A 14,868-nucleotide genomic window follows, 5' to 3' on the forward strand; every position below is an offset into this window, starting at 1 on the left:
GCCAGCGCTGTGACCGGGAAGGTTTGCCGGCACTAGGCGTCGGCGGGGCGCAGGCGTACGGAGAGGGCGGCGGCCGCGGCGAGGGCGACGGCGGCGACGGCGAGGGCCGGGCGCTCGCCCCAGGCCGTCCAGGCGGCGCCGAAGCCGAGGGAGGCGGCGAACCGGGCGAGCGCCTGGCCGGTCTGCACCACGGCCAGGCCGCCGCCGCGCAGCGCCTCGGGAACCACGCCGGCCGCGGCGGCCATCAGCACCCCATCGGTCGCGGCGTAGAACGCGCCGTGCAGCAGGAGGACGGCGTACGGCAGGGCGGGTCCGTGCCAGGGGCTCAGCAGCAGGCCGTAGCCGAGGAGCAGGGCGAGGTGGCCGCCGACGAAGACCCGCCACCGGCCGATCCGGTCGGCGAGCCGGCCGAGCGGGAGGGCGAGCAGCAGGAACGCGGCGGCGGTGCCGATCGGCAGCAGGGCGAACCAGCGGTCCGCGAGGCCGGTGCGGTGCTGGAGGAGCAGGAAGACGAAGGCGTCGCTGACCGTGCACAGGCCCAGGAGCAGCGCGCAGACGGTGATGCGGCGCATGTCCGGGCGTCGCAGCAGGACGAGGGAGGCCCGCAGCGAGATCCGCCCGTCGGGCGCGCGGGCCGTCCCCCCGGGGTCCCCGGCCGTCCCGTCGCCGGCATCTGCCTGCGGCGCGGCGGGCGCGGGCCGGAGGGACGCTCTCGGCCGGGGCCGGGGCGACGGTTTCGGCCGGGGGGCGGTGCGGTGGCCGGGGACGAACAGGGCGAGGACGACGACGCCGAGTGCGGCCACGCAGGCGCTGACGGTGAAGACGGCGTCGTAGCCGTCCGCCGCGTACCCCAGGATCAGGAAGGCGAGGAGCGGCCCGATGAGGGCGCCGGCGGTGTCCATGGCCCGGTGCACGCCGAAGGCCCGGCCGCGCTGTTCGGGCGGCGTCGACAGGGAGATCAGCGCGTCGCGGGGCGCGGTGCGCAGGCCCTTGCCGGTGCGGTCGAGGGCCAGGACGGCGCCGACGGCGGGCACGCTGTGCGCGAGCAGCAGCAGCGGCTTGCCGAGGGCTGAGAGCCCGTAGCCGACTCCGGCGACGGCCTTGTGGCGGCCGGTGCGGTCGCCGAGGTGGCCTCCGGTGAGCCTGACCAGGGCACTGACCCCGTTGTACAGGCCGTCGAGCAGGCCGAAGCCGAGGGGGGTGAGGCCGAGTCCGGCGACGAGGTAGAGCGGCAGCACGGCGGTCACCATCTCGGAGGAGATGTCGGTGACGAGGGAGACCGTGCCGAGGGCGAGGACCGTGGGCGCGACGGCGGCGCGACGGCCCGGGCGGGCGCCCGGGGCGGCGGCCGGGGCCGGTGTCCCGGTCGGCGCGGGCGTGCCGCGGCTGTCCGCAACGTACATGGTCAGGCGGCCCGGATCCCCGTGGTGTCCCGGGGCGCGGCGGCGTCGCCCGGGCGCGCGGCCGGGCCCGTGGGGCGGCCCGTGGAGTGGTCGGCGAGCTGGTGTCGGGCGTGGTCGCGGCGGGGCCGGGACAGCGGTGTGCCGAGCACGGCATGACCTCCGGTGGGGAAGGGCGGGGGTGGCGGGGCGCCCGTCCGGGTCGGGTGGTGCCGGCCGGGCGGCCGCGCGCCGCGGGCACCGTACCCGGGACCGCGTGCACGGGCCATAGCCGTGCACGCGGTCTGCCTCCCTGTCCGGAATTCGCCGCCCGGGTCGAGGGCGCAGGCCGTCGGGGATGCCGCCGACCGGCCCCTCGCCGGTCGACCGCTTGGCAAGCGTCTGCCCTGCGCCAACCCAAGAGAAGTAAAAACGAGCAACCTCAGACGCCGGATTGTCATCTTGAGGACGGAAGCGGAAACAGAACACGCCCTCAGGGGCAGCAGCACAGTCCGGAGCAGTCAGAAGATGTCGTACGCACCCCACGAGCCGCAGCCCGAGGGCCACCACCGCCGCACCCGCCGCGCCCGCAGCTGGGTGATCGCCGGGGCCTCCGTGGCCGCGCTCGGGCTGGTCGCCTGGCAGGTCATGGCGCACTACGAGATACCGCCGTTCACCGACAAGGGCGACCCGGTCTCGTTCGGCGCTCCGAAGGGCCGGGCCGGTACGGACGCCGGCACGGCCGGGCAGTCCGGCGGCGGCACGCAGAAGCCCGCCAAGGCGTCCAGGATGCTGATGCCGACCGGGCCCGCGGCCGACTTCAAGAACTCCATGACCCTGGAGGACGGCACGCACGTGGCCGTCACCACCTTCGACGGCAAGAAGTCCGGCTTCAAGGGCAAGGTCTGGGTCTGGGCCCCCAAGGAGTACAACGAGAAGCAGTTCGAGAACAGCGGCTTCCCCGTCATGATCGCGCTGCCGGGCGGCCCCGGGTTCCCGAACAACTACTGGATGGGCACGGACCTCGGCCTCCAGACGAGCATCAGCAAGTGGTACCAGGAGGGCAAGAGCAAGCCCTTCCTGCTGGCCATGCCGGTGCTCAACCCGGCCCCGGACGACAACGGGCTGTACTGGGACGGATCCGACATCCCCGGCCAGCCCAAGATGGGCACCTGGCTCACCGAGGACGTCCCGGACCTGATGAGGGAGAACTTCCGGACCGTCAACTCGCGCGACGGCTGGGCCTTCATGGGGTCCTCCACCGGTGGCTTCGCGGGCCTGAAGGCGGTGCTCAAGCACCCGGACAAGTTCAAGGCCGTCATCGCCTCCGGCCCGGACATCGCGCCGGACTCCGTGCTGTGGAAGGGCCACGACCAGGAGAAGGCCGCCAACGACCCCGCGCGGCTCGCCCGGGACCTCATCGGCCGCAAGGGGCCGGACGTCTACCTCGCGTTCCAGGTCGGCACGAACGAGAGCAACGCGCAGACGCTGCCGAACGTGAAGAAGTTCATCGCCGATTACGGCCGGGGGCCGATCCACACCAACCTGAAGGTGATCCAGGGGGGTCGGCACAACGCGAAGACGTACGTGCCGGCGATGGGTGAAGGCACCATTCAGTGGATCAGCGAACACATGACCGGCCCGGTCTCCTGACCCGCTGACGCCCTGACGGGCAACACCCAACCTCGCCGACGCCCGGGGGTGCGACCTCCAACCTCACCGACGCCCGGGGGGGGTGCGACCTCCAACCTCACCGGTGCCCTGGAGCGCAACATCCAGCCTCGCCAGTGCCCTGGGGTGCGACCTCCGGCCGGGCCGACGCCGCGGGGTGCAACTTCCGGCGTCGCCGGTGCCCTGGGGTGCAACTTCCAGCCTCGCCGGCGCCCTGGGGTGCAACTTCCAGCCTCGCCGGCGCCCTGGGGTGCAACTTCCAGCCTCGCCGGCGTTTGAGGCGCGGGGTTTGGGGCGGAGCCCCAAGACTGCAACCCGGCTCCGCCGGGCACCGGGCTCCGCCCGGACCCGCGCCTCAAACGCCGGCGAGGCTGGAGGTTGCCGCCGAGGTAGGAGGCCGCCGCCAGGCGGGAGGCTGCCGCCAAGGCGGGAGGTTGGCCCCACGGGCGGGCGGGAAGGCTGGGCGACCGGCGGGGCTGGGTGTTGCCCCCGAGGGCGTCCGGGTCAGCCGGTGAGGGTGGGGGACCCCTGGTCGTCGGGGGGCGTGGTGCCGGCATCGGGGACCGCTTCGGCGGGGAGCGGGGCGCCGAAGCGGTGCGGGGGCCGGGTCGGGGTCCAGGCGGGCCAGCCCGGCTCGCCGGCCACGGCGAAGCGGACCCACGCCGCGTGCATCTCGTCGGCGAGCGCCTGCGGCGCTCCCGGCCCGGCCAGCCACTCGGACTCCGGCACGTGCAGCGTGTCGAACACGAAGCCGAGTTCCAGCGCGTGGCACGCGCCCATCCCTTCGACGCCCGAGCACCAGGCGAACTCGTACACGTGGCAAGGCGCGGTACGCCGTGCGGAACGGGCCAGTTCGCGCAGCGGATCGCGCAAGAGGTGGTCGGTGAGAAGCTCCCCCAGCACCTGTCCGGCGCCGGCCCCCGGCAGCGCCGCCCACCGGGTCCGCACCTCCGCCAGGCTCCGCCCGGTGCGCAGCATGCCGGCCGCGAGCGCCAGCGGGCCCAGCCGGTCCAGGCGGGGCAGCATGCCGGTGGGCGCCAGCCACAGCCGGTACTCCTCGGCGGTCCAGCCCAGCAGCAGCGGCACGTCGCGGGCCGCCCGGCCGGCCGTGAGCGCGGCCCGCGGGTCCTCGGGGACGACGTCGCCGTCGGTGACGATGCCGAAGGCCGGCCCGCCCAGCAGCGGGCTGGAGCGGCGCAGGACGGCGCCCTGCGCGTCGAGCAGCGTCCGGCGGTCCACGGCGGCGAAGGCGGCGGCCGTGGCCGGCACCTTGAGCGCGGCCGCCATCCGGCGCACCATGGCCCGCACCCGGTCCCGGGGCAGCGCCTCGGGGGCGCCGCTCTGCAGGACCGCCCGCGCGAACAGGCCTTCGGCCAGGGGGGAGGCCAGCAGGGCGCCGATGCTGATCGCCCCGGCGGACTCGCCGCACACGGTGACGCGGGCGGGGTCGCCGCCGAAGGCCTCGATGTTGTCGCGGACCCAGGTGAGGGCGGCGATCTGGTCGCGCAGGCCGCGGTTCTGCGGCGCGTCGGGGAACACCCCGAAGCCCTCGACGCCGAGCCGGTAGTTCAGCGACACCAGGACGACCCCGTCGCGGGCGAAGGCCCGCCCGTCGTACACCGGCACCGCGGACGAGCCGCGGGTGAGCGCTCCGCCGTGGATCCACACCAGCACCGGCAGGCGCGCGGCGCGGCCCGGGTCGGGGGTCCAGACGTTCAGGTTGAGGCAGTCGTCCCCGGGCACGTCGGGGTCGGGCAGCAGCGCGGCGAACGGCTGGGGGTACGGCACCTTCGGCGCGGTCGGTCCGTACGCGACGGCCTCGCGCACCCCGTCCCACGGCTCGGGGGGCGCCGGCGCGGCGAACCGCAGCGCGCCGAACGGGGGCGCCGCGTACGGGATGCCGCGGAACACGGCGACACCGTCCTCGATCCGGCCGCGGACCGTGCCGTACCGGGTCGTGGCCTGCGCCTGCGCGTATCCCATCGCTCTCCCGCTTCCGTTCCGCGTGGCTCCTGCCCGCCCATCCCAGCATTCCCGGGCCCGGACCGCCACCTGCCCCAACGGGTGACTTGGCGTGACCCGGGGCCGGACGGGTGGTTGAGCCCACGGCGGCCGGGATTGCAACAGCCGCCATCGGCAGCGCCGATTCCACCGACACCGCGAGGCTCTCATGCGTTTCTACGGCACCCTCCTCCTGGCCGCGGCGGCCGCGGGCGGCGCGGGCACGGCCCACGCCGCCGGGACGGACTTCCAGTACGTGGGCAGCGACGACAAGGTCCACGCCGTCCACGGGACGGACGGCTGCCACCCGGCGTCGGGGGGCGGCGCGCAGGGTGTCGTGAACCGGACGGGCCGCGAGGCCAGGCTGTACGCGACGCCCGATTGCAGCGGCGCGCCGGTGGCGCGGATCGCCGACGGGGCGGCCGTCCCGGTCGGCCCGTACTTCGGTTCGGTGGACTTCCGGGTCACCGGGTAGGCCCAGCGGCCGTGACCATGAGGCGGCGGCCGCGTTGTATGCCATGTCACCGCCGCGGCTACCCCGCGGCACTTCACATCCCAAGGAGATTTCGATGTCGCGTATCGCGAAGGCAGCAGCCATCACCGCTGCGGCCGGCAGTGTTCTGGCCGCCGGCGCCGGTATGGCCGTTGCCGATGCCGGAGCGCACGGCGCTGCGATCGGTTCTCCCGGCGTCGCGTCGGGCAACCTCCTGCAGGTTCCGGTTCACATCCCGGTCAACGTGTGCGGCAACTCCGTCAGCGTGATCGGCCTCCTGAACCCGGCGTTCGGCAACACCTGCGTGAACGCCTCGGGCCACGACGAGAAGAACGCGTACGGCCACTGATACCCGGCCACTGCCCGGTTGACGTGATCGGCCCCCCACCGCAGCCGCGGTGGGGGGCCGTTTCCGTGCACCGCCGGTTCCGCTTTTCCGCCGGGGCCGGGCGGTCCGGCAGTGCGGCCGGTCAGGTCTCGTAGCGGTAGATGCCCTTGTGGCTGAGGAGTTGGGCGGGGGTGACGTCCCACGGGGGCATCGGGTCGTCGCGCGTCAGGACCCGGCCTCGCTGCCGGTCGGTCCGGCCGAGCGGTGCGGCCGGCAGGTAGCCGGAGCGCGGGTGGCGGGCCTGCCAGCGGTCCCACAGCAGGTCCACGAAGGCGTGGTGCAGCCAGAAGACGGGGTCGTTGGGGGCCGTGCCGCCGGTCATGTGGCCGCCGATCCACTGGTGGACCTTGTTGTGGTTGCGCCAGCGTTCGCTGCGCGGCGCCGCCCAGCCCTCCAGCTTGTTGCGGAACCCTCCGCCGGCCGCGGTCGAGTCCCAGGGGGCGGTGTCGTACACCGGGTCGTCGAGGGCCCACTGGAGTTCCCGGGCGGTCGGCAGGGTGATCGGCTTGTGCGGGCGTCCGAGGTTGCGGGTGAGGTACGGGGCCTCGGTCACGCCGACCCTGATCTCCCAGTTGCCCTTGTCGTGGGCGAACGGGCCGGTGGTGACCCGTCGGTCGGACTCCCGGCCGGTGCCGCCCATGAAGTCCTCCGACCACAGGGAGGAGGCGGGGCTGCGGTCGGTGGTCCAGTCCCAGTAGGGGACGGACACCCCGGGGTCCAGGGCCCGCAGCGCGCGTTCGAACTCCAGCAGGTAGCGGCGGTGCCAGGGGAAGAAGGACGGCGACATGTGCCCCACGCGCAGCCCGTCGTCGTCGTCCGGCACGAAGTACCGGTCGTGGGTGCGGACGAACTCGTCGTAGGTGCCGTTGCGCTTGAGTTCCAGGACGGCGGCGACGAAGCGCTTGCGCTGGGCGCTCGTGAGGTTCTTCTGGTTCTGGCGGGTGTACACGCGGGCGGTTCCCCTTCCGGCCGTGGGGTGTGGGGGCATCGGCGGTCAGCCGTGGTGGGCGGGCGCCGCGGCCAGTCGGACGGTGCCGATCTCGTCGACCGCGGCGCGGGCGAGGTCCAGCGGGTTGTCGAAGGACTCGAAGTGGTTGACGCCGCTGAGGTAGCTGCCGTCGGCGCGGCGCATGACGTGCAGCCGGCGGCCGTCGATCAGCACGTCGACGCGGGGCCGACCGCCGCCCGTACCGCGGAAGGCGCTGATGTGCCGGCCACGGTACATCTCCTCGAACAGCGTCTCCGGAGCGCCGGGCGCCGGGCGCGGGACGGGAGCGGCTGCGGCCGGGGCGCGGCGGGCGCGCAGTACCGGGGCGAGCGCCGCCGCGGTGGCGGAGGCCACGGCCAGGGTGAAGGCGGTGCGCAGGGCCGCTCTGCGGGGGATCGCGCCGCGGGGGGTCCACCGGCTCGGGTGCTGGTTCATGTGTTCTCCCTCGGATCGCGTCGTCAACCGGCTCAGGCGGTCTAACGCTCCGGTGGAGCCGAGGTCACCGGGCCGCGCGCCGACGCGGCCCGGTGCCGGGGTCAGGCCTGCGGGCCGGGCAGTCCGGCGAGGGCGGCGACGCGGGTGCGGTGGTGGCCGGCCGTGCCGAGGGCCAGCGCGTCGGCCTTCGCGCGCTTGAGGTAGAGGTGGGCGGGATGCTCCCAGGTCATGCCGATGCCGCCGTGCAACTGGACGCATTCCTCGGCCGCGTGCACGGCGGCCCGGGAGCAGGCGGCCTGGGCCACGGCCACCGCGAGGTCGGTGTCGGGCGCGCCGGTGGCCAGCGCGTCGGCGGCGTTGCGGGCGGCGGCCCGGGCGCCGGCGATCTCCAGCCAAAGCTGGGCGAGCCGGTGTTTGAGCGCCTGGAAGGAGCCGATCGGCCGGTTGAACTGGTGGCGGCCGCGGACGTGGCGGACGGTCTCGGCGAGGCACCATTCGGCCAGCCCGAGCTGCTCGGAAGCGAGGAGTCCGGCGCCCGTGCGCAGCGCCCGTTCGAGGACGGCGGGCGCGGTTGCGGGTCCTGCGAGGAGTTCCCCGTACGCCTCGCGGAAGGTGACGCGGGCGAGCGGTCGGGTCAGGTCGAGGGGGGTCTGCGGGGTGATGGTGACCGCGGCGGCGGGTACGGCGTACAGGCCGGTGTCGGCGGGGACGAGCAGGACGTCGGCGCCGGCCGCGTCGGCGACCGCCGTGACGCTGCCGTCGAGTGCGCCGCCGGTGTCGCGGACGGCGGCGGGCGGGGGTGATCCCGGGCCGAGGGTGAGCGGTACGGCGAGCACGGCGACGGCGGTGCCCGCGGCGAGGGAGCCGAGCAGGGCGGCCACCGCGGGCCGGTCGGTGTCGCAGCCGAGGAGGGCTTCGGTGGCCAGCACCGAACTCGTCAGGTACGGCAGCCGGGTGACCGAGCGGCCGAGTTCCTCGAGCACCACCGCGGCCTCGCGGTGGCTCGCGCCCTGCCCGCCGAGCTTCTCGGGGACCAGCAGTCCGGCCGCGCCGATGCCGGCGGCCAGGGTCCGCCAGAGCGCCGGGTCGTGGGGGCCGCCCGCCTCGGCGCGGGCGAGGGCGGCGGCGTGGTCGGACGCACGGTCGTCGAGCAACGCGCGTACGGCGGCGCGGAGTTCGTCCTCGGCCGCGGTGTAGAGCAGGTCGGGAGCGGCGGCGGGAGCGGCTGGCGTGGTGGGGTCGGGCGTCATCGGGCGAGGTCCTTCCAGGGGAGGTCCTTGTCGTCGCGGGGTTCGGCGGGCAGCCCCAGGACCCGTTCGGCGACGATGTTGAGCAGGATTTCGCTGGTGCCGCCCTCGATGGAGTTGCCCTTCGAGCGCAGGTAGCGGTATCCGGCGCCGCGTCCGGTGAAGTCGACGAGGTCGGGGCGGCGCATCGTCCAGTCGTCGTACAACAGTCCTTCCTCTCCGCGGAGTTCCACTTCCAGGCCGCTGATCTCCTGGTTGAGGCGGGCGAAGGACAGCTTCATTCCGGAACCCTCCGGGCCGGGGCGGCCGGCGGCGAGCTGCTGGCGCAGGCGCTCGGCGGTGAGGCGGGCGACCTCGGCGTCCACCCACAGCTCCAGCAGCCGCTCGTGGAGTGCGTGGGTGCGCAGTTCGGGGCGCTCCCGCCAGAGGGCGGCGACCGGCGCGATCATGCCGCCCTCGCGGGGCAGCCGCATGCCGCCGATGGACACCCGCTCGTTCATCAGGGTGGTGCGGGCGACCTCCCAGCCCTGGCCGACGGCGCCGAGCCGGTGCGCGTCGGGGATCCGTACGCCGGTCAGGAAGACCTCGTTGAACTCGGCCTCGCCGGTGATCTGGCGCAGCGGGCGCACCTCGACGCCGGGGTCGGTCATGTCGCAGAGGAAGTACGTGATGCCCTGGTGTTTGGGCAGGGCGGGGTCGGTGCGGGCGACGAGGATGGCCCAGCGGGCGACGTGGGCGCTGGATGTCCACACCTTCTGGCCGTCGACGATCCAGTCTCCGGTGGCCTCCTCGCGCACCGCGCGGGTGCCGAGGGCGGCGAGGTCGGAGCCGGCGCCCGGTTCGCTGAACAACTGGCACCAGACCTCCTCCCCCACCCACAGCGGGCGCAGGAAGCGGCGCTTCTGTTCCTCGGTGCCGTACGCGAGGAGGGTCGGCGCGGCCATGCCGAGGCCGATGCCGATCCGGCGGGGGTCGTTGTCGGGGGCGCCGGCGGCCTCCAGCGCGGTGTCGACGACGGCCTGGAGGGCGCGGGGGGCGCCGAGGCCGCCGAGGCCTTCGGGGTAGTGCACCCAGGCGAGTCCGGCGTCGAAGCGGGCCCGCAGGAAGTCGGTGCGGCCGGTGTCGGCGGGCGGGTGCGCGGCGAGGAACTCCTCGGTGCGGCGGCGCAGTTCGGCGGGGGATGCGGAAGCGGCTGCGGCCGTCGCGTCGGGGCCGTGGCTTCCGGCGGCGGGGCCGGTCGGGCGGGCGCTCATCGGGCGGCGCCCGCCGGGACGACGACCAGGCGGCCGGTGGTGGCGCCGTCGGCGAGGCGCTGGACGGCGTCGGCCGCGCCGTCGAGGGGGACGCGTTCGCTGACCAGGGGGCGGATGGCGCCCGCGGCGGCGAGGCGGGTGAGTTCCTCGTGGCAGGCGCGGATCGCGGCCGGGTCGTGGGTCGCGTACAGGCCCCAGTGCAGGCCGACGATGGAGTAGTTCTTGACGAGGGCGTGGTTGAGGGCCGGTGCGGGTACGGTGCCGCCCGCGAAGCCGACGACCAGGATGCGGCCCTCGAAGGCGACGCACTTGGCGGAGGCCGCGTACGCGTCGCCGCCGACGGGGTCGTAGACCACGTCGGCGCCGCGACCTCCGGTGAACTCCTTGACGCGGGCGACGACGTCCTCGCTCGTGCGGTCCACGACCAGGTCGCAGCCGAGCTCCTCGGCGACGCGCGCCTTGTCCTTGCCGCCGGTGACGCCGATGACGGTGGCTCCGGCGGCCTTGCCGAGCTGGACGGCGGCGCTGCCGACGCCCCCCGCGGCGGCGTGCACGAGGAGGGTCTCGCCGGCCTGCAGCCGGGCCCGCCGGTGCAGTCCGAACCAGCCGGTCTGGTAGCCGATGTGCAGGGCGGCGGCAGCGGCGTCGTCGAGCGGGTCGGGTGCGGGCAGCAGGGCGGCCGCGTCGGCGACGGCGTACTCGGCGAAGCCGCCGTGCGGCAGGCGGGGGTTGGCGATCACGCGGCGGCCGTCCTCGGTCTCGCCGCAGATCTCCACGCCGGGGGTGAAGGGCAGGGGCGGCCGGATCTGGTACTGGCCGCGGCACATGAGGACGTCGGGGAAGTTGATGTTGGCGGCGAGGACCTTGAGGAGGACCTCGCCGGCGCCGGGTTCCGGTGCGGCGACCGTTTCGAGGCGCATCGCCGTGCCGGGTTCGCCGTGGGTGTGTACTCGCCAAGCCTGCATCCGGGGCCTCCAGCCGCCGTCGAGGGACCGTACCAGGGCGCATACTAAGCGGTCGCTTGGCCATGGCGGAACACGTCCTGCGGGACCGCCCAAGAGGGGGGGCATATTCCGGCCCCTTTCGATCGAACGGCAGGCAATATGTTCGACGCACCTGTTGTGAATCATGGGGGGAACACGCGTGAAGAAGAGCATGTCCGTAGCCGCAGCCGCCGCCGTACTGGCCGGGATCGTCACGGCCGCCGCCCCGGCCGGTGCGGCCGGGGCCCCCGCCGGCACCGCTGCCGCCTGCACCCCGTCGCTGAAGGCACTGGGCACGGTGGCGTCCAAGGAGCCGTCCGCCCACGACAACGACTCCGTACTGGCGCTCGGCGCACCGAAGTTCGCGGCGGGCCGCTCGGCGAACCTGCCCGTCTACTGGACCGGCACCACCGTCCACAAGGTGCCGCTGCCGCACCCCGCGGACACCGGCGCGGTCCTGGCCGTGAACACCAAGAACCTGATGGTCGGCCAGTTCCGGTCCGGGGTCGACGCGAAGGTCCGGGGCTTCAGCTACAAGGCCGGCGACCCGGCCGTGAAGGTCCTGCCCGAGATGTACTGGCAGCGCGACGCCATCGACGTCAACGACGCCGGCACCATCGTGATGACGGGGGCCGACGGCGTCGGCTTCGTCTGGAAGAACGGCAAGGAGGCCCGCCGGCTGGCCCTGCCCGCGGACACCGGTCCCGACACCCGCCTCGTGACGACCGTCGCCCTCAACAAGCGCGGCGACATCGTCGGCGTGGCCGAGCAGGACCACGAGGTGCCGGAGACCGGCCAGCGCATCTGGCGGACGTACCCGGTGCTGTGGCCCGCCGGCGGCAAGCCCGCGAAGGCGCTGCCGGACAGCGCCGGTGGCCACTACTGGACCCAGGAGGTCCAGGACATCGACAACAGCGGCCGCGTCGTCGGCTACGACTGGCACGGCCCCTGGCACGAGTACCGGCCGTCCTACCAGGCGGACCAGTCCAAGCCGGGCATCGACCCGGGCCGGCTCGGCGCCTTCCCCTACGGCACGTTCGAGGCGATCAGCCCGACCACCAACGTCAGCGTCGGCACGGCCAAGTACCACCCGGAGGTGACCGTCCTGCCGGACCAGGCCCAGTACTGGCCGGGCTTCGGCCCGGTGCTGGGGCTCCCGCGGCTGTCCCCGAACGGCGCTTCCGCGGCCGAGGCCGTCTCCGACAGCGACCGGGTCGGCGGGTCCGCGGTGAACGCCAAGGGCGTCCGCAAGCCGGTCGTGTGGACCTGCGCGAGCCGCCAGGCGTCCCTCCCGCAGTGACCGGCGGGGGCGCCGCGGGCATGGCGATCTGAAGCGCCGCACGCTATCGATGCCCCCATGGACGAGCAGACCGAAACAGGCGCCCCGACCCGGCCCGCCCTGCCCGGGCTGGCCGCGCCGCCGCCGCTCGGGACCAGCGCCCTGCCCCCCGGCACGTACGCGGGGCAGGTGGTGCTGGTCACCGGCGGCGGCACCGGCCTCGGCAAGGCCATCGCCGCCGAGTTCGCCCGGCTCGGCGCCCATCTGGTGCTGGCCGGGCGGACGGCCGAACGGCTGGCCGCCGCCCGCGAGGAACTCTCCGCGATCGAGGGCTGCGGCCGGGTGGCGGCCGCTGTCTGCGACATCCGCGACCCGGAGCGGATCGCGGAGGTCTTCGACGCCGCCGAGGCCGCCTGCGGGCTGCCGGACGTACTCGTCAACAACGCGGCCGCCAACTTCCCCTCCCCCGCGGAGGACTTGTCGCCCAACGCCTGGCGGGCCGTCGTCGACATCACCCTGACCGGCACCTGGTTCACCACCCGCGAGTTCGGCCGCCGGCACCTGGCCGCCGGCACCCCCGGCTCGATCGTCAGCATCGGCGCCTCCTACGCCTGGACCGGCGGGCCCGGCTTCGCCCACAGCGCGGCCGCCAAGGCCGGGGTGAAGAACCTGGTCGAGACCCTCGCCGTGGAATGGGGCCCGTACGGCATCCAGGTCAACGGGCTGGTGCCGGGCCTGTTCCCGCACGCCGACATGACCGGGGACATCCGCGCGGGCCTGGACCGGGCCGGACCCGACCCCGCCGGGTCCCGGCAGCCCGCGCTGCGGGTCGGGCTGCCGCGCGAACTCGGCTGGGCGGCCACCTTCCTGGCCTCCCCCTACGCCCGGTTCATCACCGGCCACACTCTGGTCGTGGACGGCGCCAACTGGCAGCGCCGCGCGCTGGTCGGCCCGCCGACGGTTCCCGTACGGGAGCAGCTGGGGCGCGGCCCGTTCACCGACTGAGGCCCGGCGAAGGCGCCAGGGCAGAGCCGGCCTCGCGGGCGAATGCGGCGCGGGTCCGGGCAGAGCCCGGTGCCCGGCGCCGGCCGGGTCGCCCGGGGCTCGGCACGGGCGGCGGGGTCAGCGGCCCTCGAAGCGGGGCGGGCGGCGGGCCGCCTTGGCCCGGTAGCCCTCGCCGCAGTCCTCGGAGGCCAGCGTCAACGCGGCGTTCATGGCGGTCCGTTCGAGTGCGGACGCGAGCTGGGCGTCGGCGAAGGCGTCCACCGAGCGCTTGATGCCCTGCACGGCGAGCGGCGCGTTCCGGGCCGTCTCGACGGCCACCGCCCGCGCGGTGGCGTCCAGTTCGGCGGCGGGGACCAGCAGCTGCACCAGGTTCAGGCGGTGCGCGGCGGCCGCGTCGATGCGGCGTCCGGTGAGCGCGAGCAGCTTCGCCCAACCCGCGCCCGCCTCCCGGGCGATCCGCAGGTCGCCGCCCGCATCCACGGCCACTCCCAACTGGGCTTCGGGCAGGGCGAACACGGCGTCTTCGGCGGCCACCCGGATGTCGGCCATGAGCGCCAGCTCGAAGCCGAAACCGAGGCAGTACCCCTGGACGGCCGCGACCACCGGCTGCGGCAGCCGGGCGAGGACGGCGAACCGCTCGTGGACCCAGCGGATGCCCTCGTAGTAGTTCCGGGTGCGGGCCGCGGGCGAGTCCCCGGTGATCGCGCCGCCGGGCGCGGTCACGTCGATGCCGGCACAGAACGCCCGCCCCTCGGCGCGCAGCAGGACCGCCCGTACCGCCGGGTCGAAGCGGATGCGGTCCGCCAGCAGGCCGAGCTGCCGGGTCGACTCCCAGCTCCAGCCGTTGAGCTTGTCGGGGCGGCAGAGGGTGAGGACCGCGATGCCGCCCTCCTCGACGTCGAGGCGGATCCGCTCCTCACCCTCGGCGATCTCCGTGCCGATCGTGTCGATCACCGCACACCCCCCATTTCTGATGGAGCGTCAGAATAGAGGGGCCGGCTCAGCGGGGGAAGAGCTCGAAGGGGACCGCGGGCCGGCCGCCGAACCGGGCCGCGGTCCGCTCCACGTTGCCGGTCAGGAAGGTGCGGCAGTACTCCTCCGGATCCTGGTCGGTGAGCACCTCGATGTACGCCCGGTGCGCCAGCAGGGACTGCACCGCGCGGTCCAGGCCGCCGGCGGTGACCTCGGAAGCGTGCGTCGGTGTGGGCGAGTTGGCGATGGCGACCCAGCGCACGCCGTTCCAGGGCTCCAGGCCCCGCTCCGTCAGCTCGGGGAAGATCCAGCGGTTGCCCGCGTCGCCTGCGGCGTCGAGGGTGGCCCGGCCCACGGCCCGGTGGTCGGGGGTGTTCCAGCCGCCGCCGGGGCCGGGCCCCCAGGTGTCACGGTGGTTGAGGGTGACGACCAGCTCGGGGCGGTGCCGGCGGATCGCGGCGGCGATGTCGCGGCGCAGGTCCAGCCCGTACTCGATGACACCGTCCCGGTGGTCGAGGAATTCGACGGTGCCGACGCCGGCCACGGCCGCGCTCGCCCGCTGCTCCTCCTCGCGCAGCGGGGCGCAGGCGTCGGGGTCGATCGTGTCGATGCCGGCCTCGCCGCGGGTGGCCAGGACGTAGACGACCTCGCGGCCGGCGTCGGTCCAGTCGGCGATGGCCGCGGCGCAGCCGTATTCGAGGTCGTCGGGGTGGGCGACGACGGCGAGGGCTCGCTGCCAGTCGGCGGGCATGGGTTCCAGCTGGTCGGTCATGA

The 14,868-nt window shown here is 74.8% G+C and carries 15 protein-coding genes; 5 read left to right on the top strand and 10 right to left on the bottom strand.

Annotated elements, in window-relative coordinates:
* Positions 1-32: 32 nt before the first annotated feature.
* Together OG764_RS05480 and OG764_RS05485 are read right to left on the bottom strand one after the other, a co-directional pair.
* Positions 33-1,403: an MFS transporter gene (locus OG764_RS05480; protein WP_328967246.1), complete on the bottom strand. Its 1,371-nt coding sequence runs from the start codon at positions 1,401-1,403 to the stop codon at positions 33-35.
* Positions 1,404-1,405: 2 nt separating this feature from the next.
* Positions 1,406-1,552, bottom strand: coding sequence for a hypothetical protein (locus OG764_RS05485; protein ID WP_328967247.1), 147 nt, complete (start codon positions 1,550-1,552; stop codon positions 1,406-1,408).
* 355 nt (positions 1,553-1,907) lie between these two features.
* Between OG764_RS05485 and OG764_RS05490 the strand changes: the two genes are divergently transcribed.
* Complete coding sequence (locus OG764_RS05490; protein ID WP_328967248.1) at positions 1,908-3,032, top strand: alpha/beta hydrolase; 1,125 nt, start codon at positions 1,908-1,910, stop codon at positions 3,030-3,032.
* Between the two features lie 522 nt (positions 3,033-3,554).
* On the opposite strand, the gene OG764_RS05495 is transcribed toward OG764_RS05490, so the two are convergent.
* Positions 3,555-5,033, bottom strand: coding sequence for a carboxylesterase/lipase family protein (locus tag OG764_RS05495; protein ID WP_328967249.1), 1,479 nt, complete (start codon positions 5,031-5,033; stop codon positions 3,555-3,557).
* Between the two features lie 187 nt (positions 5,034-5,220).
* On the opposite strand from OG764_RS05495, the gene OG764_RS05500 reads away from it, so the two are divergent.
* A complete protein-coding gene (locus tag OG764_RS05500; RefSeq protein WP_328967250.1) occupies positions 5,221-5,526 on the top strand; it encodes a hypothetical protein in 306 nt (101 codons plus the stop codon).
* A 94-nt stretch (positions 5,527-5,620) separates the two neighbouring features.
* Positions 5,621-5,893 carry a chaplin gene (locus tag OG764_RS05505; RefSeq protein WP_328967251.1) on the top strand — a complete coding sequence of 91 codons (273 nt, stop codon included), beginning with the start codon at positions 5,621-5,623 and terminating at the stop codon, positions 5,891-5,893.
* Between the two features lie 121 nt (positions 5,894-6,014).
* On the opposite strand, the gene OG764_RS05510 is transcribed toward OG764_RS05505, so the two are convergent.
* The 5 genes from OG764_RS05510 to OG764_RS05530 form a co-directional block, all read right to left on the bottom strand.
* Positions 6,015-6,920: a tyrosinase family protein gene (locus OG764_RS05510; protein WP_328967252.1), complete on the bottom strand. Its 906-nt coding sequence runs from the start codon at positions 6,918-6,920 to the stop codon at positions 6,015-6,017.
* Between the two features lie 6 nt (positions 6,921-6,926).
* On the bottom strand, positions 6,927-7,355 hold the full coding sequence (locus OG764_RS05515; protein ID WP_328967253.1) for a tyrosinase family oxidase copper chaperone: 429 nt from the start codon (positions 7,353-7,355) through the stop codon (positions 6,927-6,929).
* A gap of 101 nt (positions 7,356-7,456) precedes the next feature.
* Positions 7,457-8,605, bottom strand: a complete 1,149-nt coding sequence (locus OG764_RS05520) for an acyl-CoA dehydrogenase family protein (protein WP_328967254.1) — start codon at positions 8,603-8,605, stop codon at positions 7,457-7,459.
* Complete coding sequence (locus tag OG764_RS05525; protein ID WP_328967255.1) at positions 8,602-9,855, bottom strand: acyl-CoA dehydrogenase family protein; 1,254 nt, start codon at positions 9,853-9,855, stop codon at positions 8,602-8,604. Before OG764_RS05525 ends, OG764_RS05520 begins: the two co-directional genes overlap by 4 nt.
* Positions 9,852-10,820, bottom strand: a complete 969-nt coding sequence (locus OG764_RS05530) for an NADPH:quinone oxidoreductase family protein (protein ID WP_328967256.1) — start codon at positions 10,818-10,820, stop codon at positions 9,852-9,854. Before OG764_RS05530 ends, OG764_RS05525 begins: the two co-directional genes overlap by 4 nt.
* A gap of 190 nt (positions 10,821-11,010) precedes the next feature.
* Between OG764_RS05530 and OG764_RS05535 the strand changes: the two genes are divergently transcribed.
* Both OG764_RS05535 and OG764_RS05540 read left to right on the top strand, forming a co-directional pair.
* Positions 11,011-12,138, top strand: coding sequence for a hypothetical protein (locus OG764_RS05535; protein ID WP_328967257.1), 1,128 nt, complete (start codon positions 11,011-11,013; stop codon positions 12,136-12,138).
* A 57-nt stretch (positions 12,139-12,195) separates the two neighbouring features.
* Positions 12,196-13,122 carry an SDR family oxidoreductase gene (locus OG764_RS05540; RefSeq protein WP_328967258.1) on the top strand — a complete coding sequence of 309 codons (927 nt, stop codon included), beginning with the start codon at positions 12,196-12,198 and terminating at the stop codon, positions 13,120-13,122.
* A gap of 117 nt (positions 13,123-13,239) precedes the next feature.
* Here OG764_RS05540 and OG764_RS05545 read toward each other — a convergent pair whose 3' ends face one another.
* Together OG764_RS05545 and OG764_RS05550 are read right to left on the bottom strand one after the other, a co-directional pair.
* The gene (locus OG764_RS05545; RefSeq protein WP_328967259.1) at positions 13,240-14,076 is read right to left on the bottom strand and encodes an enoyl-CoA hydratase/isomerase family protein; all 837 of its coding nucleotides are present in this window, start codon (positions 14,074-14,076) and stop codon (positions 13,240-13,242) included.
* Between the two features lie 46 nt (positions 14,077-14,122).
* A complete protein-coding gene (locus tag OG764_RS05550; RefSeq protein WP_328967260.1) occupies positions 14,123-14,866 on the bottom strand; it encodes a PIG-L deacetylase family protein in 744 nt (247 codons plus the stop codon).
* Positions 14,867-14,868: the final 2 nt, after the last annotated feature.

The sequence above is a fragment of the Streptomyces sp. NBC_00239 genome (assembly GCF_036194065.1).
GTDB lineage: Bacteria > Actinomycetota > Actinomycetes > Streptomycetales > Streptomycetaceae > Streptomyces.